Source organism: Microbacterium sp. NPDC080220 (genome assembly GCF_040686395.1).
Taxonomy (GTDB): domain Bacteria; phylum Actinomycetota; class Actinomycetes; order Actinomycetales; family Microbacteriaceae; genus Microbacterium; species Microbacterium gawkjiense.
Genome location: NZ_JBFBOP010000002.1, coordinates 249,508 through 275,209 on the forward strand (window position 1 = coordinate 249,508; position 25,702 = coordinate 275,209).

At 71.7% G+C, this 25,702-nt stretch carries 23 protein-coding genes; 6 read left to right on the forward strand and 17 right to left on the reverse strand.

All coding sequences use genetic code 11. The features are described 5' to 3' along the window. Positions 1-17: 17 nt before the first annotated feature. The 4 genes from AB0P29_RS04760 to AB0P29_RS04775 all read right to left on the reverse strand — a co-directional run bounded on the left by AB0P29_RS04760 (position 18) and on the right by AB0P29_RS04775 (position 6,043). Complete coding sequence (locus tag AB0P29_RS04760; protein WP_363378892.1) at positions 18-3,020, reverse strand: SMC family ATPase; 3,003 nt, start codon at positions 3,018-3,020, stop codon at positions 18-20. Further along, the gene (locus AB0P29_RS04765; RefSeq protein ID WP_363378894.1) at positions 3,017-4,165 is read right to left on the reverse strand and encodes an exonuclease SbcCD subunit D; all 1,149 of its coding nucleotides are present in this window, start codon (positions 4,163-4,165) and stop codon (positions 3,017-3,019) included. Before AB0P29_RS04765 ends, AB0P29_RS04760 begins: the two co-directional genes overlap by 4 nt. Before the next feature lie 55 nt (positions 4,166-4,220). Continuing rightward, positions 4,221-5,702, reverse strand: coding sequence for an MFS transporter (locus AB0P29_RS04770; protein WP_363378896.1), 1,482 nt, complete (start codon positions 5,700-5,702; stop codon positions 4,221-4,223). Positions 5,703-5,785: 83 nt separating this feature from the next. Further along, the gene (locus tag AB0P29_RS04775; protein ID WP_363378898.1) at positions 5,786-6,043 is read right to left on the reverse strand and encodes a hypothetical protein; all 258 of its coding nucleotides are present in this window, start codon (positions 6,041-6,043) and stop codon (positions 5,786-5,788) included. A gap of 119 nt (positions 6,044-6,162) precedes the next feature. On the opposite strand from AB0P29_RS04775, the gene AB0P29_RS04780 reads away from it, so the two are divergent. After that, the gene (locus AB0P29_RS04780) at positions 6,163-6,495 is read left to right on the forward strand and encodes a hypothetical protein (RefSeq protein ID WP_253036043.1); all 333 of its coding nucleotides are present in this window, start codon (positions 6,163-6,165) and stop codon (positions 6,493-6,495) included. Between the two features lie 4 nt (positions 6,496-6,499). On the opposite strand, the gene AB0P29_RS04785 is transcribed toward AB0P29_RS04780, so the two are convergent. Next, positions 6,500-6,799, reverse strand: a complete 300-nt coding sequence (locus AB0P29_RS04785) for a GNAT family N-acetyltransferase (RefSeq protein ID WP_311285343.1) — start codon at positions 6,797-6,799, stop codon at positions 6,500-6,502. 424 nt (positions 6,800-7,223) lie between these two features. Here AB0P29_RS04785 and AB0P29_RS04790 point away from each other — a divergent pair, with 424 nt between their 5' ends. The 3 genes from AB0P29_RS04790 to AB0P29_RS04800 all read left to right on the forward strand — a co-directional run bounded on the left by AB0P29_RS04790 (position 7,224) and on the right by AB0P29_RS04800 (position 9,192). Further along, positions 7,224-7,949 carry a winged helix-turn-helix domain-containing protein gene (locus AB0P29_RS04790; RefSeq protein ID WP_363378901.1) on the forward strand — a complete coding sequence of 242 codons (726 nt, stop codon included), beginning with the start codon at positions 7,224-7,226 and terminating at the stop codon, positions 7,947-7,949. Between the two features lie 70 nt (positions 7,950-8,019). Continuing rightward, complete coding sequence (locus tag AB0P29_RS04795) at positions 8,020-8,955, forward strand: DNA-3-methyladenine glycosylase 2 family protein (RefSeq protein ID WP_363379054.1); 936 nt, start codon at positions 8,020-8,022, stop codon at positions 8,953-8,955. A 24-nt stretch (positions 8,956-8,979) separates the two neighbouring features. Next, positions 8,980-9,192, forward strand: coding sequence for a hypothetical protein (locus AB0P29_RS04800; protein ID WP_064003883.1), 213 nt, complete (start codon positions 8,980-8,982; stop codon positions 9,190-9,192). Here the strand turns inward: AB0P29_RS04800 and AB0P29_RS04805 are convergent. Genes AB0P29_RS04805 through AB0P29_RS04820 form a run of 4 tightly spaced genes read right to left on the reverse strand, consistent with a single transcriptional unit; the run spans position 9,189 to position 12,919 of the window. Next, the gene (locus tag AB0P29_RS04805; RefSeq protein ID WP_363378903.1) at positions 9,189-9,944 is read right to left on the reverse strand and encodes an ATP-binding cassette domain-containing protein; all 756 of its coding nucleotides are present in this window, start codon (positions 9,942-9,944) and stop codon (positions 9,189-9,191) included. The genes AB0P29_RS04800 and AB0P29_RS04805 overlap by 4 nt on opposite strands. After that, complete coding sequence (locus AB0P29_RS04810) at positions 9,941-10,954, reverse strand: iron chelate uptake ABC transporter family permease subunit (RefSeq protein ID WP_363378905.1); 1,014 nt, start codon at positions 10,952-10,954, stop codon at positions 9,941-9,943. Before AB0P29_RS04810 ends, AB0P29_RS04805 begins: the two co-directional genes overlap by 4 nt. Then, on the reverse strand, positions 10,947-11,936 hold the full coding sequence (locus AB0P29_RS04815) for an iron chelate uptake ABC transporter family permease subunit (protein WP_363378907.1): 990 nt from the start codon (positions 11,934-11,936) through the stop codon (positions 10,947-10,949). Before AB0P29_RS04815 ends, AB0P29_RS04810 begins: the two co-directional genes overlap by 8 nt. Then, positions 11,933-12,919, reverse strand: a complete 987-nt coding sequence (locus tag AB0P29_RS04820) for an ABC transporter substrate-binding protein (RefSeq protein ID WP_363378909.1) — start codon at positions 12,917-12,919, stop codon at positions 11,933-11,935. The genes AB0P29_RS04815 and AB0P29_RS04820 overlap by 4 nt, the downstream gene beginning before the upstream one ends. 110 nt (positions 12,920-13,029) lie before the next feature. On the opposite strand from AB0P29_RS04820, the gene AB0P29_RS04825 reads away from it, so the two are divergent. Together AB0P29_RS04825 and AB0P29_RS04830 are read left to right on the forward strand one after the other, a co-directional pair. Beyond that, positions 13,030-13,818, forward strand: a complete 789-nt coding sequence (locus AB0P29_RS04825) for a siderophore-interacting protein (protein ID WP_363378911.1) — start codon at positions 13,030-13,032, stop codon at positions 13,816-13,818. Positions 13,819-14,225: 407 nt separating this feature from the next. Beyond that, entirely contained in the window at positions 14,226-15,395 is a 1,170-nt protein-coding gene (locus tag AB0P29_RS04830; protein ID WP_363378913.1) for an RtcB family protein, read from the forward strand. Between the two features lie 14 nt (positions 15,396-15,409). On the opposite strand, the gene AB0P29_RS04835 is transcribed toward AB0P29_RS04830, so the two are convergent. From AB0P29_RS04835 to AB0P29_RS04870, 8 genes are all read right to left on the reverse strand, one after another. After that, positions 15,410-16,240, reverse strand: a complete 831-nt coding sequence (locus tag AB0P29_RS04835) for an aldo/keto reductase (protein WP_363378914.1) — start codon at positions 16,238-16,240, stop codon at positions 15,410-15,412. A gap of 4 nt (positions 16,241-16,244) precedes the next feature. Then, positions 16,245-16,844 carry a 2-phospho-L-lactate guanylyltransferase gene (gene cofC / locus AB0P29_RS04840; protein WP_359919985.1) on the reverse strand — a complete coding sequence of 200 codons (600 nt, stop codon included), beginning with the start codon at positions 16,842-16,844 and terminating at the stop codon, positions 16,245-16,247. Next, the gene (fgd, locus tag AB0P29_RS04845; RefSeq protein WP_363378915.1) at positions 16,841-17,848 is read right to left on the reverse strand and encodes a glucose-6-phosphate dehydrogenase (coenzyme-F420); all 1,008 of its coding nucleotides are present in this window, start codon (positions 17,846-17,848) and stop codon (positions 16,841-16,843) included. The genes cofC and fgd overlap by 4 nt, the downstream gene beginning before the upstream one ends. Beyond that, on the reverse strand, positions 17,845-19,314 hold the full coding sequence (locus AB0P29_RS04850) for an NAD(P)/FAD-dependent oxidoreductase (protein ID WP_363378916.1): 1,470 nt from the start codon (positions 19,312-19,314) through the stop codon (positions 17,845-17,847). Before AB0P29_RS04850 ends, fgd begins: the two co-directional genes overlap by 4 nt. Further along, positions 19,311-21,563 (reverse strand): 7,8-didemethyl-8-hydroxy-5-deazariboflavin synthase CofG, encoded by a 2,253-nt coding sequence (cofG, locus tag AB0P29_RS04855; protein WP_363378917.1) that lies wholly within the window; start codon positions 21,561-21,563, stop codon positions 19,311-19,313. Before cofG ends, AB0P29_RS04850 begins: the two co-directional genes overlap by 4 nt. A gap of 8 nt (positions 21,564-21,571) precedes the next feature. Further along, on the reverse strand, positions 21,572-23,080 hold the full coding sequence (locus AB0P29_RS04860; protein WP_363378918.1) for a CoA-acylating methylmalonate-semialdehyde dehydrogenase: 1,509 nt from the start codon (positions 23,078-23,080) through the stop codon (positions 21,572-21,574). Positions 23,081-23,100: 20 nt separating this feature from the next. After that, the gene (locus tag AB0P29_RS04865; RefSeq protein ID WP_253036018.1) at positions 23,101-24,405 is read right to left on the reverse strand and encodes an aspartate aminotransferase family protein; all 1,305 of its coding nucleotides are present in this window, start codon (positions 24,403-24,405) and stop codon (positions 23,101-23,103) included. Between the two features lie 65 nt (positions 24,406-24,470). Further along, positions 24,471-25,649, reverse strand: coding sequence for an ABC transporter substrate-binding protein (locus AB0P29_RS04870; protein ID WP_363378919.1), 1,179 nt, complete (start codon positions 25,647-25,649; stop codon positions 24,471-24,473). Positions 25,650-25,702: the final 53 nt, after the last annotated feature.

A 25,702-nucleotide genomic window follows, 5' to 3' on the forward strand; every position in this document is an offset into this window, starting at 1 on the left:
CCTAGGGGACGTGGCGCTCATCCGGCGGCGGGGCTCAGCGCCTCCTGCCGCACGACGCTGGGTCCTTCCGGTGTCGCCTCGACGACGAGTTGAGCGGGGATCTGGTCCTTCATCGCCTCGACGTGGCTGATGACCCCCACGACCCGCCCGCCGGCGCGCAGCTCGTCGAGCGTGCGCATCGCGAGCTCGAGGGTCTCGGGGTCGAGCGAGCCGAACCCCTCGTCGATGAACAGGGTGTCGAGCCGGATGCCGCCGGCGCGCGAGGTGACCACCTCGGCGAGTCCCAGCGCGAGGGCGAGGGAGGCGAGGAAGGTCTCCCCGCCCGACAGCGACTGCGGCGAGCGGAGTCGACCGGTGTGCGCGTCGAGGACCTCGATGGACAGACCGGATGCCGCGCCCCGGGCCTGCTTGGCGTCGGAGTGCCGCAGCGTGTACCGGCCCGACGACATCTCGGCGAGCCGGAGGTTCGCGGCGGCGACGATCTCCTCGAGCTCCGCGGCCAGCACGAACGTCTCGAGGTCCATCTTCATCGTGTTGGGCGCGCGGCCCGCGACGGTGTCGGCCAGACGCGTGACCGCCGCGGCCTCCTCGGTCTGCGTCGCGACGGCACCGTTGGCCGTCTCGATGCGATGGAGGAGGTCGCGCAGCCCCGTCGCCACGCCCGCGGCATCGGCCTCGGCGGCGATGGCGGCGGTGCGCGCCTCGTCGGCCGCCGCGGCCGCATCCGCTGCGGCCTCGACCGCCCCGGGGTCGAGGGTCTCGTCGACGGAGGCGAGCTCGAGTTCGAACGCGCGTGCCTTCGCGGCGGCGAGGGCGGCGGCGTGCGCGTCGATGCGCTCCGAGACCCGGGTCAGCTCGGCGGCGGGGAGCAGCGCGTCGAGGACGTCGGCCGGGCCGCTGAACGCGGAGTCCGCGAGGCGTTCGTCGCGGTCGCGATCGGCGGCGTCCGCGGCCTCGCGACGCGTCTGCTCGTGGCGGCGGGCCTCGAGCAGGCGACCGGCGAGCCGGCGATGGTCGTCGTCCACCGCGATCCGCGCGGCGACGCTGTCGTAGTCGCCCCGGGCCGCGTCGACGGCTCGCCGTGCCGAGGCGAGCGCGCCCTCGGCCGCGGCGATCTCCTCACGGAGTGCGCCGGCGCGCTGGCGCAGCTGCACCGCCTCGCCCTGGGCCGTGGCTTCGAGCTCATCGATCTCGGCGGCGGCCTTCTCGAGACCGTCGAGACGGTCGCGGGCGGCGCGGGCGGCGGTGAGGTCGGCGTCGAGGTCGGCCAGCGCGGTCGCGAGGGCGTCGACGTCCCGCTCGCCCGCGGTGGCCGCGGCGGCCGCGATGGCCTCCCGCGCGGCGGCGGCGGCCTGCGCGGCATCCCGCTCCGCTGCTGCAGCCTCGTCGCGGTCGCGCTCGGCGGCGGCGAGGTCGTCGTCGGTGACGTGCGCGAGGTCGTGGGCGGCGGGTCGGGGGTGCGCGGTGGCGCCGCAGACGGTGCAAGGTTCGCCGTCGACGAGGGATGCCGCGAGCTCGCCCGCGTACCCGCGCAGGCGGCGGCGGAGCAGCTCGCCCACGTGCGCGGAGGCCGCCGCGGATCGCGCGTTGGCCTCGGCGTAGGCCGCGTCGGCGGCCGCAGCGCTGGGCGTCAGTCGTTCGAGGGACCGTGCCGCGTCGAGGCGGGTCGCGAGCTCGGCCCGCGCCCCGGCGAGGTCGTCGTGCCGGCCCGCGACGGCACGCGTCTCTGCGAGGTCGGTGGCCACGCGCTGGCGGCGCTCGGGCACGGCGGCGAGCGCGGCGTCGAGGGCGTCGAGCGCCGCGTCGACCTCGGCCAGGTCCTCGCGGCGCAGCCGCTGCGCGTCGGTGAGGGCGGCGGCATCCCGCTCCTCCTCGGCGGCGGCCTGCGCGCGGGCGATGCGGCCGGTGAGGTCCTCGATCACGGCGGGCAGGTCGTCGTCCGCGGAGCCGCCCGCGGCGACCCACTCCCCCTCGGCCGCACGGCGCGACTCCTGCGCGGCGGACCACTCGCCCGCGGCACGGACGGCCGATTCGACGGGAGCCCGCAGCGCATCCGCGGCGCGGGCCCGCTCGACCCGGGCGCGGAGGGCGGCGACCTCGGGGGTCTCCGCCTCGCGGGCGGCGAGGTCGTCCCGCGCGGTCTGCAGGTCGGCGCGCCGCCGGGCGACCTCGAGGAGTCGTCGATGTTCGGCGACCGCGGCGTCGGCGCGTGTGGTCGCGAGCGCTCGTTCGTTGCCGCGGGCCTCGACCCGGTACTCCGCCCGGACGAGCGCGCGCTCGACCGCGGACGTCCGCGCGAGCACGTCCGCCTCGGCCGGCGGCTCGCCGCCGTCGGCGGGATGGAGTCCGTGCTCGGTGATCTCGCGCTCGGCGACGTCGAGCAGCGTCCGGACGCGGGTGCTGCCCTCGTCGAGCCGCTTCTGCGCGTCACGGCGGCGCTCCTCGAGCGCCTCCTTGTAGGTCTCGAAGCGCCTCGTACCGAAGAGGGTCCGCAGCAGCTGCTGCCGCTCGGCGTTGGGCGCGAGGAGGAACCGTGAGAACTTGTTCTGCGCGAGCAGGATCACCTGCTGGAACTGCTGCGCGCTGAGCCCGAGCACTTCGTCGAGGGCGATCCCGACCTCGCGCTGCTTCGCCGCGCGCCCCACCCAGGCGCCATCGACCCACTCCTCGAGCTCGGCTCGCGCGGGCTCGAGGGTGAGGCCGCCGCCGCGTTTGGCGGGACGCTCGTACTCCGGCGCGCGCGTGACTCGCCACCGCGTGCCGCCGACGGTGAACTCGAGCCGCACCTCGGTCGGGTCGGTCAGGAAGCTGTGGTCGCTGCGCAGCCGCCGGTCGCCCCCGTCGTACCGGGGCACCGAGCCGTAGAGCGCGAAGCTGACCCCGTCGAGGATGCTGGACTTGCCGGCGCCGGTCCGCCCCGAGATGAGGAAGAGTCCGTCGTCGTCGAACGCGTCGAAGTCGACGCTCTGGCGCTCGCGGAACGGCCCGAAGCCGGTCAGTTCGAGGCGATGCAGCTTCACGCGAGCGCCTCCTGGCGCACCCGCTCGTCGAGCACGTCCTCGAGGATCTCGGCCTCGCGTTCGGTCGCCCCCTGCCCCTCGCGCACGTGCGAGAGGAAGGCCTCGACGAGCTCGCGGTCGGTGCGCGCCGCGCGCACCCGCTCGACGTAACTCTGCCGGTCCCCCTGTCGCACCACGGCGGGGGCGTGCACGACCTTCGCGCAGAACGGGAAGCGCTGCTGCAGACGACGCAGCGGGTCGGCTTCGGGGAGGTCGTCGGTGTACTCGACGCACACCCAGGCATCCGCGGCGTCGGCGTGCGCCTCGTCCGCCAGGATGTCGGCGAACGGGCCGCGGAGGGTCACGAGCCGGCGCGGCACCGGCAGCGCCAGCCACTCGACGGTCGAGAGTCCGTCGGCGTCGAGGTCGACGAGCCACGACCCGCGGGGTTTGTCGCCCTCGCCGAAGCTGTAGTGCAGCGGCGCCCCGGCGTAACGGACGTGATCGGCCAGTCGCTGTCGTCCGTGGATGTGCCCCAGTGCCATGTAGTCGACGCCGTCGAAGGTCGACAGCGGCACGACGTCGAGCCCGCCCTGCTGGATGTCGCGCTCGAGGTGCGGCGTCGGCTCGACGCCCGCGGCGAAGCAGTGCGCGATCGCCACCGAGCGGCCGCCCCGCTCGGCGAGGTCGGCGCGGACGAGGTCCATCGCCCGGCCGAGGACCGCGGCCTGGGTGCGGACCCCCTCCCACCGGTGCCGCAGCAGCGCGGGCTCGAGGTACGGGATGCCGTAGAAGTGCACCGGCCCGTGGGCGTCGTCGATCGTGAGCGGGGTGCCGACGGCATCCGGATCGGTCAGGACGTGGATGCCGTCGCGCAGCAGCCCCGCCTGGAAACCCAGCCGCGCGGCGGAGTCGTGGTTGCCGCTCGTGACGACGACCCGGGCGCCGGCGTCGGCGATGCCGCGGAGCGCGTCGGAGAGCAGGGTGTAGCACGCGGCGGCGGGGGTCGCGGAGTCGAACACGTCGCCCGCGACGATGACGACGTCGACGTCGTGCGCGCGCACCTGGGCGGTCAGCTCGTCGAGCACGCCGCGGAGGGCGTCGAGCGTGGAGTGACCGTGGAAGGTCCGCCCGATGTGCCAGTCGGAGGTGTGCAGGATGCGCATGCTCACACGGTAGATCGGGCCTCGGACATCGCCTTCGAGGCGTGCCGGGACCGCGTCAGTCGGCGCCCGGAACGAGGGTGCCGCGACGTCGCAGCCCGATGAGGTCGACGACCGAGACGAGGGTCGCGATCGCCAGGAAGACGCCGACCGCGGCCATGCCGTAGGCGTACGCGTCGTGGTACACCGCGAGGGAGTCGAGCCCGGCATCCTTCTCGCGGTAGATCGACGCGTAGAACAGCGACAGTCCGATCGCGGTGCCCACCGCCGTCCCGACGCGCTGCCCGAGCTGGCCGACCGAGCCGGCGAGGCCGCCCTCGCGCACGGCGATCTCGGACAGCGTCAACGTCTGGTTGGGCGAGACGACGAGCCCGCCGCCCGCTCCGGCGACGAGCAGCGCCGCGGCCATGCCGTAGGCGACGGTCTCGCGGGGCATCGTGTAGGCGACGATCGTCAGCGCGACGACGCTCACGAGCACCGTCACGAGCCCGATCGTCACGAGCTGCCGGCCGAGCCGGTTCACGAGCAGACCGCCGTAGTACGAGCTCGCCGCGCTCGCGACGGCGAATCCGATGGAGACCATGCCGGCGAACACCGGCTCGAGGCCCACCCCGAGCTGCAGGAACAGCGTGCCGAGCAGGAACATGGGCGGGATCGCCGTGAAGTAGGCGACGACCACGAGCGTGCCGTTGCGGAACGACCGGATGCGGAACATCCGGAACGGGATGAGGGGCTGACGACCGGATGCCGCGTACCGCCGCTCCCACCAGAAGAACAGCGCCGCGAACAGGACGAATGCGGTCAGCAGCCACCAGCGGTTCGGGTCGTCGTCGGGCGAGCCGGTCGTGAACAGGAACGGCCACATCAGCGAGACGATCATGAGGCCGAAGATCACGATGCCGACCGGGTCGAGCTGCAGCGGCAGGCCGCTGGCCTGACGGGTCTGCGGGAGGATCCAGATCACCCCGGCGAGCACGAGCAGGCACAGCGGCACGTTGAACCAGAAGATGCCGCGCCAGCCGTCGGTCTCGCCGCCGATCGCGATCATCAGGCCACCGAGCGTGGGGCCGAACGCGGTGGCGATGCCGATCGTCGCCCCGAACAGACCGAACGCGCGGCCGCGCTCCTTGCCGGTGAACAGCTGCTGGATCGTGCCCATGACCTGCGGCATCTGGATGCCCGCGGCGATGCCCTGGACGAGCCGCGCGGCCATGAGCACCTCGATGCTCGGGGCGAGCGCGCAGACGGCGCTCGTCACGGTGAACAGGCTCAGCCCGACGATGAACAGCGCCTTGCGGGACCGCTGGTCGCCGAGCCGCCCGAAGGGCACGAGCGCGAGCCCGAACGTGAGGATGTAGCCCGAGACCACCAGCTGCAGCTGCGTGGACGTCGCGCCCAGCGACGCCTCGATCGCCGGGAGACCGACGTTGACCTTGCTGAGGTCGAGAATCGTGAACGCCGCCACCGAGACGCAGACCCAGAAGGCCCGCCAGCGCTGCAAGGAGGAGAGGGGGATGCTGGCGGTGGCAGGGGATGTCATGACCGTCCCACGCTACCGGCCCGGCGATGGCTCGAGGCGGGCGCACTCAGGATGCCGCGGCGCGCCCGCCCCCGCCACCAGGGTCACTCGGCGCGACGCTCCGCCTGCTCGTCGGTCAGCACGTCGGGGTCGAGCCCCTGCTGGATCTCGGCGCTCTCGACGAACGGGTCGGCGGCGGCATCCGGCATCGGCGCACCCTCACCGCGACCGCGGTCGGCGGCATCCTGCTGTTCCTTCTCCTCGTTCGTCACCGCGCCCGAGGCGATGATGGAGGACTCGTCCTCCGACCAGCCGCCGGCCGGGGCGGCCTCGCTCGTCCGGTCGTCCGCGTCGTGTTCCATGGCCGTCTCCTCCGTCATCTGGTGCAGCCATCGTCCGGTGCGGCGGCGTCGCCGTCGACGGGCTTGACCTCGTCGCCGCGGGACGGCTACGAACGAGGAGGACACGGAAAGGGAGCAGGATGTCGGGACACGGGCGCGACACGGCGGGAGGGCCCTTCGTGGTGACCCTCGTCGTCGATCTGCCGATCGCCAAGCCGGACGCCCTCGAGACGATCGCGTTCGCGTGCGACGGTGTCGTCGAGCATGCGCGCACCGCCTACCCGCGCGTCAGCCTGTCGCCGGGGGCATGGGCCGAGGTGCAGATCCCGAAGTTCGGCGATCCGCCGCCCCTCGCGATCGACGTCTGCTCGGACGAGTCGGGCGAGGTCGCACGGGCCGCGGCCGACCGCCTGAAGGGCGCACTCGAGCGGGTCGGGTGGCGGATCCGCGATCCGCGACCCGGCGAGGCCTGATCGCTCAGGCCGTGCGACGCTCCTGCAGGAGCCTCTCGTGTCCGGGGTTCGCCTCGAACCAGTCGGCGACGTACCAGCAGACCGGGATGACACGACGGTCGCCGCGTCGCTCGAGGTCGTCGACCGCGCGGCGCACCAGCTCGCCGGCGTAGCCCGACCCTCGGAACGTGGGGATCGTGTAGGCGCGCGTGAGGGCCACGGTGCGGCCGTCGTCGTTGTAATCGAGGACGCTGACGAGGTCTTTGCCGCGGTGCAGGGTGTAGCGCGCGGCATCCTTCTCATCGGTGAAGATCAGGTCGCTCATGCGATCACGCTACGCCGATCCGGCGACGCGCGGACGATGCCCAGCGGATTGAGCAATCTGTCACATTCCGTCATGCGGACGCTGTCGAGGGCGGGCGGTTTGACACATGGCGACGCGCTTCGTCATAATCGGCCACATGACTGACTTCGCACGCACTCTGTCCGCCCGGGAGGCGAACGGAACTGCCGGCATCATGATGCCGCAGCGTGCTGTCATGTGTTGCCGAATGTGTCGCTGACACGGTGATCCCCGCCGGGTCGCGCCGCCGTTTCTGAACACGGCGTCGTCCGACCCCCGAGGCTCCGGTTCCTCCGCCCACAACGCGGATGCCGGTGGTCTCGCACATCGGCCCCAGTGAGGCCATCCGCGCAACACTCCCGAACCCGCGTCCCGCTCCGGGTTCCCCCCTTCGAAGGACATCGCCATGTCGACCTCCGCTCTCCTCTCCGCTCCCACCGCCCCCCGTCACCTCCGCGCCGTGGAGGACATCGTTCCGGCCCGCCCCGCCGCGCCCCGCCCCGCGCCGTCCGCGAGCGGACTGCCCGCCGGAACCGCGCCGCGGGGCTTCGCCCTCTACGTCGGCCTCGACGAGCTGAAGGCCGCCGCCGACGGTGTCAGCCTCTCCGTCATCGTCGACGCGCTCCGCCGCACCATCGCCGAGCTCGCGCCCTCCGCCGAGACGCACGCGACCGTCGCCCTCGCCCCCGTCGGCGCCGGCGGCCGTGACGTCGACGTCGTGCGCCTCGCGCTGCACGAGCCGGCCGCCGTGGCCCGCACGAAGCCCGAGGAACCGCTCGACGAGCACGTCCCCGGTGGCGTCACGATCGACATCTCCCGTCGTCGCGTGCACATCGACGGTGAGACCGCCGCGCTCACGTTCAAGGAGTTCGAGCTGCTGCAGTACCTCGTGCTGCGCGAAGGTCGCACGATCGAGCGCACCGAGCTCGTCTCGTCGCTGTGGAGCCACGCCGACGGCGACGACGCTCCCGGTGAGCGCACGATCGACGTGCACGTGCGCCGCCTGCGCTCGAAGCTCGGCCGCTACGAGGACATCGTCCGCACCGTGCGCGGCATCGGCTACCGGTTCGACCGCCACGCCGACGTCGTCATCCGCTACGGCCACGGCACCCCTTCGCCCGACCGCTTCTGACCGCCGCGCCGGGTGCGCTGTCAGCACCCGGACGTAGGGTGTCGGCATGAGGACGGGACTGCGCGAACGGATGCCGCATCCGCCGCCGCCCTCGTCGGCGAAGCCGCTCGAGGCCGAGTACCGACCGAAGGTCCCGACCGATGCGGCGGGCGCGATCCGCTATCAGCAGCGGGGCGCGCACGACCCGTCGCAGACCACAGTCGACGGCGTGATCTGGCGCGCGACGCGGACACCGGAGGGCATCGCCACGGTCGCGATCCGGCCCGGGCTCCGGACGGTGCGTGCGGCGGCGTGGGGTCCTGGCGCGGCGTGGACGCTGGATCAGTTGCCGCGGCTGTGCGGCGCGGGCGACGACCCCGAGGGGTTCGACGCGTCGCGGCATCCGCTCATCGCGGCGACCCACCATAGGCGACCCGACCTGCGGATCGGCGCCACCGACCTCGTCTTCGACGCGCTGGCGAGCAGTGTCTTCGAGCAGAAGGTGACGGGGCTGCAGGCGTTCGGCGCGTGGCGCTGGATCCTGACGCACCACGGCGAGCTCGCCCCCGGCCCGACGCCGCGGCCGATGTACGCGCCCCCGGCGGACTGGCGCATGATCCCGAGCTGGTCGTGGCATCGTGCGGGGCTCGAGCCACCGCAGTCCCGAACGATCGTGGATGCCGCCCGCCGCCGCACCTCGATCGAACGCGCCGCCGTCGCGGCGACCACGGGCGACGAACGCGACCGGGTGTTCACGAGCCTGCCGGGCGTCGGCGTCTGGACGAGCGCCGAGACCCGCATCCGCGCCTTCGGCGACCCCGACGCCGTGAGCTTCGGGGACTATCACGTCGCCCACCAGGTGGGGTACGCGCTGACCGGATCGCGCGTCGACGACGACGGGATGCGGGAGCTGCTCGAACCGTGGAAGGGCCACCGGCAGCGGGTGATCCGCCTGATCGGTGCGAGCGGCGTCGTGGAGCCGCGGCGCGGTCCGCGCCTCGCGCCGGAGGATCACCGGGCCCGCTGAGGACCCCGCCCGTAGGCTGGGCGCATGGCGCAGCGGCAGCGGGGACGACGGTTCTGGGTGATCGGCACGGTGCTGCTGTTCGTCGGCGGCATCCTGTTCGGACTGATCCTGCAGAACGTGTGGATCGGTCTCGTGCTGGCCGCGGCGATCTCGATCGGCTGGCTCATCGCGTACGAGTCGCGCCGCGGGCGCAACGAGGGCATCTACGACCGCGACGACGACGGCGCGCAGCTCTAGTAGTAGACGGCGAGGGGCCCGCGCGGGCCGTCCACGACATCGACAGGCGTCTCGAAGATGTCGGTGAGCACGTCGGCGCGGATGATCTCGCCCGGCGTGCCGAAGGCGGCGACCCGACCGTCCTTCATCGCGCAGACGCGGTCGGCGTAGTGGCCGGCGAAGTTGATGTCGTGCAGGACGACGACGATCGTCCGTCCGAGCTCGGTCGCCGCCCGCTGCAGGTGGCTCATCATCTGCACGGCGTGCTGGATGTCGAGGTTGTTGAGCGGCTCGTCGAGCAGGACGTACTCCGTGTCCTGCGCGAGGACCATCGCGACGTATGCGCGCTGCCGCTGTCCGCCCGAGAGCTCGTCGAGGTACCTGCCTTCCAGCCCGCGCAGGCCGAGGAAGTCGATCGACCGATCGATGATCTCCTCGTCGACGACGGTGAGGCGACCCTGCGAGTGCGGATAGCGTCCGAAGCCGACGAGCTGACGCACCGTGAGCCGGGTGACGAAATGGTTCTCCTGCCGCAGGATCGCGATGACCTTCGCGAGCTCACGGGATTTCGTCGCGGCGACGTCGTGTCCGCCTACCGAGATCGATCCCTTGTCTGCGGCGAGGAGGCGTCCGACCATCGTGAGGAGCGTCGACTTCCCGGCGCCGTTGGGTCCGATGAGGGCGGTGATGCCGCCGGCGGGCAGGTCGAGGGTGACCGGGCCGATCGCGACCTCGGTGCTGTAGCGCTTCTCGACGGCGGTGAGCGAGATCACAGGCGTCCCTTTCGGAGCAGGTGGATGAGGAAGAGCGTGCCGCCCACGATCTCGACGATGATCCCGACCGAGCCGGCGGCGTAGAAGACGTGCTTGAGCACGACGTAGGCGCCGCCGAGCACGACGAAGCCGACGAGTCCGGAGAGGGCGAACATCCGCCGATGGTCGAAGGTGTCGGCCAGCTGATACGTGAGCATCGCGACGAGGAACCCGAAGAACGTCATCGGACCGATGAGCGAGGTCGACACGGCCATCAGAACCGAGACGAGCAGGAGGGCCAGGATCGAGTCGCGCCGCTGGGACGACCCGAGGCTCAGCGCGACCTCGCGCCCCAGGCCGAGGAGGTTGAGTCGCCCGCCACCGAAGGCCAGGAGGCCACCGGCGGTGACGGCGAGCGGCAGCGCGATGGGGAGGTAGGTCGCGTCGGCGTTCGCGACGCTGCCGATCAGTCGCGCCGTCAGCAGGTCGAACTCGGTGGGCGTCAGCAACCGTTGCAGGAACGTCGAGAAGGCGGCGAGCGCGCCTCCGAGGATGATGCCCACGAGGAGCATGATCTGCACGTTGGCATAGCGCCCCGACAGCAGCCATCCATACAGGGCTCCCGAGAAGGCGAGCATGGCCGCGATCTGCAGCAGGTAGGGACCGGGCCCCTGCACGAGGAGCGCACCGGCGGCCCCGAGGAAGAAGATCGCCGCCGTCGAGATCGCGGTGTAGAGGGACTCGAAGCCCATGATCGACGGCGTGACGATGCGGTTCGCGGTGACGGTCTGGAAGGTGATGGTGGCGATCCCCTGGCACACGGCGACGATCGCGATCACGATCACACTCGTGACGCGCAACTGTGCGATGCGCCAGAAGCCGTCGCTGCCCGTAGGGGCAGGGTTGTCCCAGAGCAGAATGCCGGCCGCCACCGCCACGGCGAGGACACAGAGCACCGCCACGGTCACGGCGTAGCGGCGCGCGCGGGTCGCCGTCGGGAAGGCACCGGAGAGGGCGACGACCTCAGCCACGTCGAGGCTGCCTCAGCAGAAGGCCGATGAACACGACGGCGCCGACCATCGCGAGGATCAGCGAGACGGGTACTTCGAAGGGCGCGTTGACGACGCGGGCGAGGATGTCGCAGGCAGTGATCAGTGCGATACCGCCGAGCGCGACCCACGGGAGGTTCGACCGCAGATCATCCCCCCGGATCAGCGAGACGACGTTCGGGACGATGAGTCCGAGGAAGGGCAGGTTGCCGACGACGACGGTGACGACGCCGGCGGCGAGGGCGATGAGCACCGTGCCCAGCAGAACGATGCGCCGGTAGTCCAGTCCGACGTTGGTCGCGACGTCCTCGCCGAGCCCGGCGATCGTGAAGCGGTCGGCCGCGATGAAGACGGCGATGACGACGACGAGCACGATCCACAGCGGTTCGTACTGCCCCCGGAGGACGGAGGTGAACGAGCCCGTGAACCAGATCGCCATGCTCTGCAGCAGGTTCGTCGACAGCGCGAGGAAGGTCGAGACCGCGCCGACGACAGCGCCGAGCATCATCCCCACGATCGGCACGATGATCGAGGAGGTCAACATGACCCGGCGCAGGAACAGGAAGAAGAGCATGGTCCCGACGAAGGCCATCGCGACAGCGCCGATCATGCGCACCACAAGGGGCGCGTCGGGGACGAGCAGCATGACCAGCAGGAGTCCCAGGCCCGCCCACTCGGTGGTCCCGGTGGTGGTCGGTTCGACGAACCGGTTCTGGGTCAGCAGCTGCATGACCAGTCCGCACATGGCGAGCGCTGCGCCGGCGAGGACGAGGCCGACGGTCCGAGGGATGCGCGTGATCGCGAACATCTCCGCGCCATCCTCCTCGCCGATCACGTCGTAGACGCCGACGAAGAGGGAGAGCGCCACGAGCCCGGCGACGACGACAGCGCCGAGCAGAAGCTGCCAGGTGAACAGGCGCCCGCGCGGGCGCCTGTTCACCTGGTGCTCGAGAGTGAGGGTCACCGGCTCTCGAGCGCGTCGGCGAAGTCCTCGAAGAACTGCGTGTACGTCTCGATGCCCTCGTTCAGGTAGGTGCCCTGCGGCATATAGACGATGTTGCCCTCGCGGACGGCGGTCACGTTCTGCAGCGCTTCGGATCCGGCGAGGATGTCGTTCGCCGGGGTGTAGGCCTCATCGGTGTTGACGCTGACCGCGGCATCCCGATCCATCACCAGGAACCAGTCGGGGTCTGCGGCGGCGAGCGCTTCGACCGAGATGTCGTCGCCCTGGTGATCGGTCGAGCCGTCGGACTCCAGCGCCGGCGTCAGCCCGAGGATGTCGTAGACGGGTCCGAGCGTGCGACCCGTGGTCGGCGCGGCGTAGTTGATCTCACCTCCGGACGTGATCACACCCATGACGGTCTCGCTGTCGTCGTAGGCGGCCAGGACCCGTTCGATGGCAGCGTCGAAGTCGGCGACGAGGGCGGCGGCCTCCTCCTGCTTGCCGAAGATCTCGCCGAGGGTCGTGACCTGGCGACGCAGCTCCTCATCGAGAGGCTCACCGTCGCGCGGATCGAGCTCGACGATGGTGGCGTCTGGGACGAGCGTCTCGAAGTCGGCGTAGTAGCTCGAGAAGCGCTGCCCGTTGACGATGAGGTCGGGGTCGGCGGCCACGACCGCCTCGAGGTCGGGTTCGTTGTGGTTGCCGAGGTTCGCGACGGCGGGGTCGTCCTTGAACGACAGACCGTCGGGGAAGATGTCGAGCGGCGCCCCGACGACCGGGACCCCCCAGGAGTCGAGCATCGAGATCGTGCGGTTGTCGGTGGCGACGACCCGCTGCGGCGGGGTGGTGACGGTCTGCTCGCCGTGGTTGTCCTCGACGGTGACCGTCTCGGTGTCGGTCTCGGCGGCCGGCTCGGCGTCGGCGGCGGTGCCGGCGCACCCCGCAAGGGCGAGCGCCGCGAGAGCGACGAGCGGAGTGGCGGTCAGGGGACGGATGCTGCGCATGTGACTGCTCCTGTCGTCGACGGAGCGGGCGTGTATGAGCACGCTGGCGCCGTCGGTCGGAAGGGGATCGCCGGCGAGTGCCAGGCAGTTTTTAGGTTAGCCTTACCTGTGTGAGCTTCGTCAAATCCGCCCCCTCCTTCCGGCTGGAGCGACAGCCGCTCGACCTCCGCTTCCGCCGCGCCGTCCTCGCGGCACGGACGTGGGAGACATCGACGTACATGCGCGTCCGGCTCGAGGGCGACGACCTGCGCGGTTTCACGTCGCTCGGCAGCGACGATCACATGCGCCTGTTCTTCCCCGCCGAGTCCGCCGTCGACCTCGACGCGATCCGACAGTCACCCAGCCGCGAGTACACGCCGCTGGCGTGGGATGCCGAGGCCGGGTGGCTCGAGGTCGAGTTCGCCGTGCACGGCGATCAGGGCATCGCGGCGCCGTGGGCGGCATCCGCTCCCCTGGGCTCGACGATCGGTGTGGGCGGACCCCGCGGCTCGATGGTGATCGCGGGCCGTCCCGACGCCTGGCTCCTCGCCGGCGACGAGACCGCCGTGCCCGCGATCCGTCGGTTCGCCGCGTTGATGGACGCGGACGCGGTCGGCCGCATCCTCGTCGAGGTGACGGATGCCGCCCACGAGCTGCCGGTGGCGGCGCCGCGCGGAGTGGACGTCTCGTTCGTGCACCGTGGCGACGCGTTCCCGGGTGTGGCCCTCGCCGCCGAACTCGACCGCTTCGCGGAGCAGGATCGCCCCGACGGCGACGTGTTCGGGTTCGTCGCTGCCGAGCAGGGGATCGTGAAGTCCGGGCGACGCCTGCTGCTCGAGCGGTGGGGTCTGGCATCCGACCAGGTGGTCGTGAAGGGTTACTGGAAGAGCGGCGAGGCCGAGTACCACGCGCCCCACTGACGACGCCCACGGTGAGCACGTGCGGGGCGGTCAGCCTCCGTGACGGATGCTGGGGCTACCGCGCTCAAGACCTACCCCACGCGGGAGCGACGGTCCATGCGGCCGCCCTGCCACACGTCGCAGGCATGAGCACGATCGACCTTTGACGCGACACGCCCGGGCCGCTAACGTAGCAGGGCTGTGCCGACCGGCACGGCGAGAACCCGGAGGACGCCATGACCACGCAGCAGCGTGATCTGCTCCAGCGGAACGAGACCAAGGTCCCGTTCCGCTACGAGCCGTACCCTCCGGCGCGCGCCGTCTGACGCCATCACCGTCCGACGCCCCGCACCGCACAGGTCCGGGGCGTCTTCTCGTGTGTTCCTCTCCGCACGAAGGCTCCCGGGCCTCCACGAAGGAAAGGAACCATGGAGAAGCTCTCGAACAGGCTGCTGTCGTGGGCGAGCATCATCGACGACAAGACCGTCGAACAGGCTCGCACCTCGTCACGCCTGCCGTTCATCCACCCGCACGTGGCGCTCATGCCGGATGCGCACCTCGGCAAGGGGGCGACCGTCGGCTCGGTCATCCCGACGCTGGGCGCCATCATGCCGGCGGCCGTCGGCGTCGACATCGGATGCGGCATGATCGCCGTCCGCACGCAGTTCACGAAGGCGCAGCTCGTGGAGCGCGACCTCGCGGACCTGCGGGAGCAGATCGAACGCGCGGTCCCGCTGTCGGCAGGCCGCGACAACCGCAAGATCGTCGCCACCGCCGAGCCGCGCGTCGCCGAGCTGGAGGAGCTCGCTACGAAGAACGGGTTCGACCCGGCATCCTACGCAGGGCACTGGCGGAACCAGCTCGGGTCGCTCGGGTCGGGGAACCACTTCATCGAGATCTCGGTCGACGAGACCGATGCGGTGTGGATGTTCCTCCACTCGGGCTCGCGAGGGGTCGGCAACAAGATCGCCACGCATCACATCGCCGTCGCGCAGCGGCTGGCGACGCAGTGGTGGATCGAGCTGCCCGATCGCGACCTCGCCTACCTCGTGGAGGGGACGGACGAGTTCTGGGAGTACATCCGCCAGCTGCGGTGGGCCCAGCACTTCGCCCTCCTCAACCGGGAGGAGATGATGGACCGGGTCTCGCGGCAGCTCTCCGAGGTGATGGGAGAGGACGTCGTCGAGCACGAGCGGATCAACTGCCACCACAACTTCACCGAGCGCGAGAAGCACTTCGGCAAGGAGGTGTGGGTGTCGCGGAAGGGCGCCATCCAGGCGGACAAGGGACGGCCCGGGCTCATCCCGGGGTCGATGGGGACGGCGTCCTACGTCGTCTCCGGACTCGGCAACCCGCTCTCGCTGAACTCCTCCCCGCACGGCGCGGGGCGGGAGTACTCGCGGTCGGCGGCACGTCGGACGTTCACGCACGAGCAGCTGCGGGAGGCCATGACGGGCATCGAGTTCCGTGACACGGACGCGTTCATCGACGAGATCCCGCAGGCGTACAAGCCGATCGACCGGGTCATGGCCGACGCGGCCGACCTCGTCGAGATCCGGCACACGCTGCGCCAGCTCGTCAACGTGAAGGGCGACTGAACGGGCGGCGGCCCCTACATCTCCTCGTGGGTGTCGGGGTCGCCGTCCCACAGCCGGCCGCGCTCGAGGGCCGAGATCGCCGCCACCTCGTCGTCCGTGAGCGAGAACCCGAAGACGTCGGCGTTCTCGACCTGGCGGACGGGATCGGCGGACTTCGGGATCGGGGTACTGCCGAGCTGCACGTGCCAGCGCAGCACCGCCTGCGTCGGCGTCACCCCGTGGGCGGCGGCGACGTCGAGCACGATCTGCTCGCTCAACAATTCGGAGCGTCGCGCGAGCGGGCTCCAGCTCTCGGTGCGGATGCCCTGCGAGACGTGGAAGGCGCGCAGCGCCGCCTGCGGGAAGTAGGGGTGCAGTTCGACCTGGTTCACGGCAGGGACGACACCCGTCGCGTCGATGACGCGGGCGAGCATCGGCTCGGTGAAGTTCGAGACGCCGACCGATCCGACGCGGCCCTCCTTCTGCAGCTCGACCATGGCGCGGAAGGTGTCGACGTACTTGTCGACGCTCGGGTTGGGCCAGTGGATCAGGTACAGGTCGATCCGGTCGAGCCCGAGCCGTTCGAGCGAGCCCTCGGCGCTGCGGCGGGTCTCGTCGTAGCCGTGGTCCCGGCCGGGGACCTTCGTCGTCACGATGAGGTCGTCGCGGATGCCGCTCTGCCGCACGGCCTCGCCGACCTCGCGCTCGTTCTCGTAGTTGACCGCCGAGTCCAGCAGGCGGTACCCGCCCTCGATGGCGGCGACGATCGAGCGGATGCCGTCCTCGCCACGCAGGTTGTACGTGCCGAGGCCGAGCTGGGGGAAGGCGGTGCCGTCGTTCAGGGAGACCGTGGGAATGGTGACCATGCGTTCACGCTACGCCCCGCACGCGCTCCCCCGCTCGCGGCAGCAGTCCGGCCAGGTCGTCGGGCGTGTCGAGGTCCCACCGCAGCCCCGATGTCGCCCGCACCGGCATCGGGCGGCAGCCGAGCGCGAGGTGGCGTGCGAACGAATCGGGACCGTACGCCGACGCCCAGGGCACACCCGCTCGCGCGGTGAGGAGCGTCGTGCCGGTGCCTGCGGCATCCGGGATCACGGCTCGCGGCGCCGCCGACGCCATCGCCAGTGCGGCCGACAGTTCCGCGGGGGCGAGGGCGGCGAGGTCCGCCGGGAGCGCCGCGCGAGGGCGGCGCAGTCCGACGCGGGCGGATGCGGCGGCCAGCGCCGCGTCGATCCCGGTCGCGGCGCGTTCCCGGATGAGCTCGACGCCACCGGGGAGGAGATCCGCGAGGGCCGCATCCGCCGTCACGACCAGGACGCGCGCCACCCCCGCCGCCCGGGTGGCGACGTCGATCGTGTCGAGGGCGAGCGCCCGGGCGATGTCGCCGCGGCGCGCGTCGTCGCCGAGGCGCGACTTCGCCGCGGCAGCCGGCTTGACCGGGATCATCACCGCCCAGCCGCGATCCCTCACGCGAACCTCCGGCGCAGTCGCGGCAGGATGTCGTCGGCGTACCGCTGCAGGAAGGCGCGCTGGTCGGCGCCGGGATCGTGGAAGACCAGGTGCCGGAACCCCATGTCGACGTACTCCGCGATCCGCTCGACGTGCTCGTCCGGGTCGTCGGAGACGATGAATCGCGAGGCCGCGCGATCGATCGGCAGCGCTGCCGCCCGACGCTGCATCTCGCGCGGATCGTGGATGCCCATCTTCTCCTCGGCGGAGAGCGCGAGCGGGGCCCAGAACCGGGTGCGCTCCCGAGCGACGTCGAGATCGGGATGGTACGACACCTTGACCTCGATCATGCGGTCGATCTCGTCGCCCCGCTCCGACTTGGCGTGACCGTCGGCCACGGCCGGCAGCAGCGTGTCCGTGTAGAGGCCGCGGGCCTTGCCGCTCGTCGTGATGAATCCGTCGGCCACCCGCCCCGCCAGGCGCGCCGCGGCGGGACCTGCTGCACCGATGTAGATCGGCACCGGCTGGTCCGGCCGGTCATAGACGGTGGCGTCCTGGACCTTCCAGAACGCCCCGTCGAACGTGACACGCTCGCGGTCCCAGAGGTCGCGCATGAGCGCGATCGACTCCTTGAGCCGCTGGAAGCGCTCCGGCGGGTCGGGCCAGTCGAGCCCGAGGGTCACCTCGTTGAGCGCCTCGCCGGTCCCGACGCCCAGCACGATGCGCCCCGGGTTCAGCACCGCGAGGGTCGCGACCGACTGGGCGACGACGGCCGGATGGTAACGGAAGGTCGGCGTGAGGACGGAGGTCCCCATGAGGATGCGGGAGGTCCGGGCGCCGAGCGCACCGAGCCACGGCAGTGCGGCGGGCGCGTGACCGCCGTCGTGCATCCACGGCTGGAAGTGGTCGGAGATGAAGACGCTGTCGAACCCGGCATCCTCCGCCGCGACGGCGAACTCGAGCAGGTCGACCGGCCCGAACTGCTCCGCCGAAGCCTTGTACCCGAATCGGATGGGGACGCTCATCGTGCTCCTCCTGTCAGCGCGGACCGCTCGGTCCGCGACACGGCGCTGCGTGCGGCGTCCGCCATCGCCGCCGCCATCTCGGCGACCGTCCCCGGCCAGAGGACGCCCACCCCGCCCGACCGGGCGTCGAGATACCAGCTCTCGCAGCCGCCGAGCCACGCCGTGCCGGCCGCGCGTGCGGCGACATCGAGGCTCGCGCGGGCCTCGGCATCCGCGTCGACCCGGACCACGCCGCCGCCCGCGATCGTGCGGCGGATGAAGTCCGCCTGCCGCTCGAGGACGAGCAGCGACGAGGCGTGCGGCAGGGCGGAGTGCGGCCCGTTCATGACGAAGAGGTTGGGGAAGCCCGCGACCATGGTCGAGGCGACGGCGCTCATGCCGCCCGCCCAGTGCTCCGCGAGGGTCACGCCGTTCTCGCCGCGCACGATGCCGGCGTACGGCTGGTGCGTCGTCTCGAACCCGGTGGCCAGGACGATCCGGTCGATCCCGTCGTGGACCGCGCCCGAGGCCCCGGTGAGACGGTTTCCGGCGACGGACGCCAGCGCCGAGGCCTCGAGCGTCACGGCCTCGCCTGCGACGGCGGGGTAGAACGTGTCCGAGAGCACGACGCGCTTGCAGCCGAACGGATACCCGGGCATCAGCGCGCGTCGCAGGCCGCGATCGGGCACGCTCGCGACCAGGTGCGCGAGTGCCGCACGCCGCGCCCGAGCGGATGCCGCGCCCCGCCCCGACCGTGCCGCGAACCGCTCGCCGTCGCCCGCCGCGAGCCTCTCCCGCTCGCGCGCGATCGCCCCGGGCGCCGAGAACAGCTCGGCGTCGCGAGCGTCGTACCGGCGCCCACCGCGCGGAAGCACCCACGCCGGAGAGCGCTGGAAGAGGACCACCTCGGCGCCCGAGCGGACCAGCTCGGGAACGAGTTGGGCGGCGCTGGACCCCGTCCCGACGACGGCGATGCGGGTGCCGGCGACCGACCCGGTCGCGTCCCAGCGCGCCGTGTGGCCGACTGCTCCGGGAAAAGAGGGCAGCCCGGGGACGTCGGGGATGCGGGGCTCGGACAACCGCCCGCAGCCGAGGACCAGCACATCGGCCGAGTCGGGGCCGTCGGCCGAGAAGCCGAGCCGCCAGCGCTCGGCGAAGGGGTCCCATTCGGCATCCGTCAGTGCCGTCCCGAAGCGGATCGCGTCCCGCAGACCCTCGCGGTCGACGACCCCCTCGAGGTAGGCGGCGATCTCGGCGCCCGGGGCGAACTCGGCCGACCAGCCGGGGTGGGGGTGACGCTCGAGGCTGTACAGGTGCGCCGGGACGTCGCACGCGACGCCCGGATAGACGTTCTCGCGCCACGTCCCGCCGACCCGATCCGCCCGCTCGACCACCACCACGTCGTGGCCGGCCTCGCGCAGCTCGATCGCGGCCGCGATGCCCGCGAAACCCGCGCCGACGACGACGACCTCGGCGTGGCCGCTCATGCGGCCGCCTCCGCCGGTGTCCCGTAGGTCGTGGTGCGTTCGCGCAGCCGGCGGCGCAGCGACCCGGCCAAGCGGGAGGCGTCACCGAAGGGCAGCTCGAGCCCCCGCTCGACCCCGGTGTCGGGGCGCATGCGCCCGTCGAGGAGGGTGCCGCCCAGATCGTCGCCGCCGCTGCGCAGCAGCTCCGCGGTGACCACCCGCCCGTGTCGGGTCCAGGGGATCTGGATGTGGCGGATGCCGTCGTTCAGGAGCAGGCGCGCGACGGCGACCATCGCACGGTGCTCATCGAGGTCCGATCGCTCGGCGGTGCGCGTGCCGCCGCCGGGGAGCGGGATCGGCACGAACTCGGTGAACCCGCCGGTCTCGTCGTGCAGTCCGCGGAGTGTCAGCAGGTGGGCCACGCGGTCGGCCGCCGATTCGATGTGGCCGTAGAAGAGGACCGAGCTCGTCCGCATGCCGTGCGCATGCTCGGCGCGGATGACCTCGAGCCACCGATCGACGTCGAGGTCGCCGGGGGCGATGCGGCGCCGGATGTCGTCGTCCAGGACTTTCACCCCCGTTCCGGGCATCGTCCCCACGCCCGCCTCGCGGAGAGCGGCGATGGCGTGCGGCACACCGATGGTCGTGCGGTCGGCCAGGTCGGCGACATCCTGCGGCCGGAAGGCGTGCAGGTGCAGCGACGGCGCGGCCGCGCGCACGGCGTGCACGAGGTCCACGTACAGGCGCGGGTCCTCCCTGGGGTCCAGCCGCCCCTGGATGCAGAGCTCGGTCGCGCCGAGGGACGCGGCATCCCTCGCGATCGCCTCGACGTCGGCGAGCCCGAACGCCCCCGCACCGACGGGTGCGCGGTGCAGGCCGGACGACGCGAGGTTGCGGTTGACGACGATGCTCACGGTGTCGCCGATCGTCGTGCGCCGCAGGTCGTCGGCGGTGCGGATGAGTCGTTCCAGATCATCGCCGGTCGCCGTCAGCAGGTGCTCCCAGTCGGCCGCATCGAGCTCGCGCGGGGTCGTCGCCGCCGTCTCGAGCAGCGCCGTGCCGCGACGACGCCGCGATGTCGCGGCGCGCGCGCGGCCCGCGAGACCCGTCCCCGGCTCGGCGAGCGAGGCGACGGCGGCGTGGAGGGCAGGGTCGATCCAGGCGGCGGGCGCCCGCACGTACTCGGGGTGGGCGGTCAGCCGCTCGACGAGCGTGAAGCCTGCCGCAGCGGTGTGGGCGGCGAGGTCGTCGAGATGCGGCCACGGCCGCTCCGGATTGACGTGATCGGCGGTCAGCGGCGAGACCCCACCCCAGTCGTCGACCCCCGCAGCGAGCAGCGACGCGAGCTCCGCTGGATCGGAGAGGTTCGGCGGCGCCTGGATGCGCATGCCAGGTCCGAGGATGAGTCGCGCGACCGCGATCGCCGCGAGGTAGGCGTCGCGATCGGCATCCGCCACCGCCGCCATCGCCGTCCGGGGCTTCGCCCGGAAGTTCTGCACGATGACCTCCTGCACGTGCCCGTGACGGGCGTGCGCGTCGCGCAGCGCGAACAGGGAGGCCGCACGATCGGCGAGGGTCTCGCCGATGCCGACCAGGATGCCGGTGGTGAACGGGATGCGGGCTCGCCCCGCATCCTCGATCACGGCGAGACGGAGAGCGGGATCCTTGTCGGGAGAGCCGTGGTGCGCGGCGCCCGGGGTCTCGAACAGGGCGCGCGAGGTCGTCTCCAGCATCATCCCCATCGACGGCGACACCGGGCGGAGCGTCGCGAGCTCGGCGGCGGACATGACCCCCGGGTTCGCGTGCGTGAGGAGCCCGGTCTCACGGGTGACCAGCCGCGCCGCATGGGCGACGTAGTCGATCGTCGAGGCGAAGCCGTGCGCGTCGAGCCACGCCCGCGCCTCGGGCCAGCGGTCCTCGGGCCGGTCGCCGAGGGTGAGCAGTGCCTCCTTGCAGCCCTGCGCCGCGCCCGCGCGCGCGATCCGGAGGATCTGCGCGTCGTCGAGGTAGGCGGGCGCCTTCTTGCGGAGGAGCTGGGCGGGGGTGTCGACGAACGCGCAGTAGTGGCAACGGTCCCGGCAGAGCGTGGTCAGCGGGAGGAAGACCTTGCGCGAGTAGGTCACGACGCCGGGACGGCCCGCGGTGGCCAGGCCCGCGTTGCGGACGGCGGCGGCGCGCGCCAGGAGCATCTCGAGCTCGCGCCCGGTCGAGGCCAGCAGGCGCTCGGCCTCGACCGGGTCGGTGAGGATGTCGTCGGTGGGGTGGGACATCGGCGGCCTCAGTCGTGCTGCGGGAAGCCCAGGTTCAGGCCGCCGTGCGACGGGTCGAGCCAGCGCGAGGTCACCGCCTTCTCGCGGGTGAAGAACGCGAACCCCTGCGGACCGTACGCCTTCGCGTCGCCGAACAGCGACGCCTTCCAGCCGCCGAACGAGTGGTAGGCCACCGGCACCGGGATCGGAACGTTGACCCCGACCATGCCGACGCTCACCTCGCGCTGGAACCGGCGGGCGGCACCGCCGTCGTTCGTGAAGATCGCGGTGCCGTTGCCGTACGGGCTCGCCTCGATGAGCGCGAGACCCTCCTCGTACCCTGCCACCCGCACGACCGAAAGAACCGGCCCGAAGATCTCATCGGTGTAGACGCAGGACGAGGTCGGCACCTTGTCGATGAGGGTGGGACCGAGCCAGAAGCCGTCACCGTCGGCATCCGGAACCACGTCGCGGCCGTCGACGACGATCTCGGCGCCGTCGGATGCCGCGATGTCGAGGTATCCGGCGACCTTGTCACGGTGCTCTCGGGTGATGAGCGGTCCCATGTCGCACCCACGCGTGCCGTCGCCGGTGCGCAGCGTCGCGACGCGCTCGGCGATCCTCGCGACGAGGGCGTCGGCGATCGGCTCGGTCGCCAGCAGCACCGAGATCGCCATGCAGCGCTCGCCCGCCGACCCGAACCCCGCGTTGACGGCGGCGTCGGCGGCCAGGTCGAGGTCGGCATCCGGAAGCACCAGCATGTGGTTCTTCGCGCCGCCGAGGGCCTGCACGCGCTTGCCCTGCGCACTCGCCCGCTCGTAGATGTAGCGGGCGATCGGGGTGGACCCGACGAACGAGATCGCGCGCACCGTGGGGTGGTCGAGGAGCGCGTCGACGGCCTCCTTGTCGCCGTGGACGACGTTGAGCACGCCAGCCGGCAGCCCCGCCTCGACGAGGGCACGCGCGATCCAGTCGGACGCCGACGGATCCTTCTCGCTCGGCTTCAGCACGACCGTGTTGCCCGAGACGAGCGCGATCGGAAGGAACCAGAGCGGCACCATCGCGGGGAAGTTGAAGGGACTGATGACCCCGACGACGCCGACGGGCTGCTTCACCGAGTAGACGTCGACGCCCGTGGAGACGTTCTCGGAGTACTCGCCCTTGAGGAGGTGACCCGCCCCGCAGGCGAACTCGACGACCTCGAGACCGCGGGCGATCTCGCCGAGCGCGTCGGAGAGCACCTTGCCGTGCTCGGCCGTGAGGATCGCGGCGAGCTCGTCCTTGCGCGCGTTCAGGATCTCGCGGAACGAGAACATGACGCCCTGCCGCTTCGCGAGACTCGCGTCGCGCCACGCCGGCAGGGCGGCGGCGGCACGGTCGACCGCGGCGCCCACGTCGGCAGTGCTCGCGAGGCGGACCCGGCCGCTGACGACTCCGGTGGCGGGATTGTGGATGGGGGCCGTGCGGTCGGACTCGCCGCTCCACGCGGCGCCGTCGACCCAGTGCTCGAGCACGGCGACATCAGGCTGGTCGGTCATGGTTCCTCCGATGGGGTGGGTCAGAGCGCGGCGAGCGCCGCGTCGTAGATCTCGAGCGCGCGTCGCACCTCGTCGTCGGTGACGACGCAGGGCGGGACGACGTGGAGGCGGTTGTCGGCGGTGAAGGGCAACAGGCCCCGGGCCATGAGGTCCTTCTTCAGCGCGCCGATCACCGCCGGGGCGACGGGTTCGCGGGTGACGGGGTCGGCGACCAGTTCGAGAGCCCAGAAGACCCCCTCACCCCGCACCTCCCCGATGATCGGATGCTTCTCGGCGAGAGCGCGCAGCCCGGGACCGAGGACGGTCTCCCCGATGCGGCGGGCGCCTTCCACGATGCCCTCCTCCCGCATCGCGTCGATCGTCGCGACCACCGATGCTGCCGCGAGAGGATGCCCCGAATAGGTCAACCCGCCCGGGAACACCCGCTCGTCGAAGGTCGCCGCGATCTCATCCGAGATGATCACCCCACCGATCGGGACGTACCCCGAGTTCACGCCCTTCGCGAACGTGATCAGATCCGGGACCACGTCGTGACCCTCGAACGCGAACCACCGGCCCGTGCGCCCGAACCCGCTCATCACCTCATCCAGGATCAGGACGATGCCGAACTCGTCGGCCAGACGCCGCACCCCCGCGAGGTAGCCGGGCGGGGGGATCATGATGCCCGCCGTCCCCGGCACCGACTCGAGCAGGATCGCCGCGATGGAGCTCGGCCCTTCCGCCTCGATGACCCGACGCAGGTGGTGCAACGCTCGCTCGCACTCCTCCTCCGGGGTGGTCGCCCAGAACTCCGACCGGTACAGGTAGGGGCCGAAGAAGTGCACGTGGCCCCGCGCGTACTCGTTCGGGATGCGGCGCCAATCCCCCGTCGCGACGATCGCCGCTCCGGTGTTGCCGTGGTAGCTGCGGTAGCGCGAGAGCACCTTGTCCCGCCCGGTGTGCAACCGCGCCATCCGGATCGCGTTCTCGTTCGCATCCGCACCACCGTTCGTGAAGAACACCTTCGAGAACCCGTCGGGCGCCAGATCCACGATCCGCTTCGCCGCCTCGCCCCGGGCGAGGTTGGCGGTCGAGGGGGCGACGGTGGTCATGATGTCGGCCTGCGCCTTGATCGCGTCGACGACGGCGGGATGCTGGTGCCCGATGTTCACGTTGACGAGCTGGCTCGAGAAGTCGAGCAGGCGTGTGCCGGCGTGGTCCCAGACGGTCGCCCCCGATCCGCCCGCGAGGGGGAACGGGTCGATGAGCGCCTGCGCCGACCAGGAGTGGAAGACGTGGGCACGGTCGAGTTCGCGGGTGCGGAGATCGAGGTCTTCGGAGGTCATCTGAGGAGTGCTCTCTGTCAGGACGGTCCCGGGGCTCGCACCCCGGGACCGTCGTGGTGGTGCTGCTACTGTCCACCCTCGGTGAGGGTCACGTCGATGGGCGTGTACGCCCCGTCGAGGCTGACTCCCTCATCGGCCAGTTCCGCGATCGCCTTCTCGATGTACTCGTTCGAGAACGCGGATGCCGGGGGTTCCTCGGTGATGAGGTTCATGCCGTCCTGGTTCACCGCGGCGAGGGCTCCGTCGACCGTCTGGTCCCACTTGTCCTGCTCGACGGTCCCGAAGGGCGCGTCGGTCCAGATGAGCTTGTTGACCTCGTTGAGCTGCCACAGCTGGTGCACCGGTCCGACCGGGAAGGCGGCTTCGGCGTTCGAGGCGACGTCCCACACGAGCGAGGCGGAGTCCTCGACGTTGTCACGGGCGTACAGCCAGCCCTTCGCGATCGCCTTGAGGAAGCGCACCGCCGCGTCGGCGTACGCCGGGTCCTCGTCGAGCCGCTGCGTGTCGGCCCAGATCGCGTCCTGCAGCATCGCGCCCTCGGTGTCGTCGTAGTAGATGACGTCGAGGTCGTCGAGCGTGTACAGCTTGCCGGTGTCGGGGTTGACCACCTCGAGCACCTGAGCGAGCTCGTTGTACGTCATCGCCTGCGCGGCATCCACGTCGCCGTCGAGCAGGGCGTTCATCGAGAAGTCCTGCGTCGTGATCGACACGGTGGAGGCGTCGAGATCGTCCGCCGCCATCGCGGCGAAGATCTCCCACTCGTTCCCGAAGCCCCACGAGCCGATGCGCTTGCCTTCGAAGTCGGCGACGTCGGTGATGCCGTCGCCCTTCCACGAGACCTGCGTCGTTCCCGAGCGCTGGAAGACCTGCGCGATGTCGGTGAGTTCGACGCCCGTGGACTCGATGGTCCCGAGCACCTTCGGCACCCACGCGACGGCGAAGTCGACGTCGCCGGCGGCGAGTGCGTCCTGCGGGACGATGTCGCCGCCCGAGGGCACGATCTCGACGTTGTCGAAGCCTTCCTCCTCGAAGTAGCCCTTCTCCTGTGCGACGTAGTAGCCGGCGAACTGCGCCTGCGGCAGCCACTGCAGCTGCAGCTTGATGTCGGTGATCGGCGTGAAGTCGGCGTCGTCACCGCCGGTGGTGGGTGTGGTGCTCGTGGTGCCCGCGCACGCGGACAGGGCGAGGGCGCCGGCGGTCAGGGTCGTGACGACCGCCAACCGGCGTCGGGTGCTGTGACGCATGGTGTTCCTTTCGGGTGTTCGGATGGTGCGGGTGGTGCGGTGGGTGGGTGGAG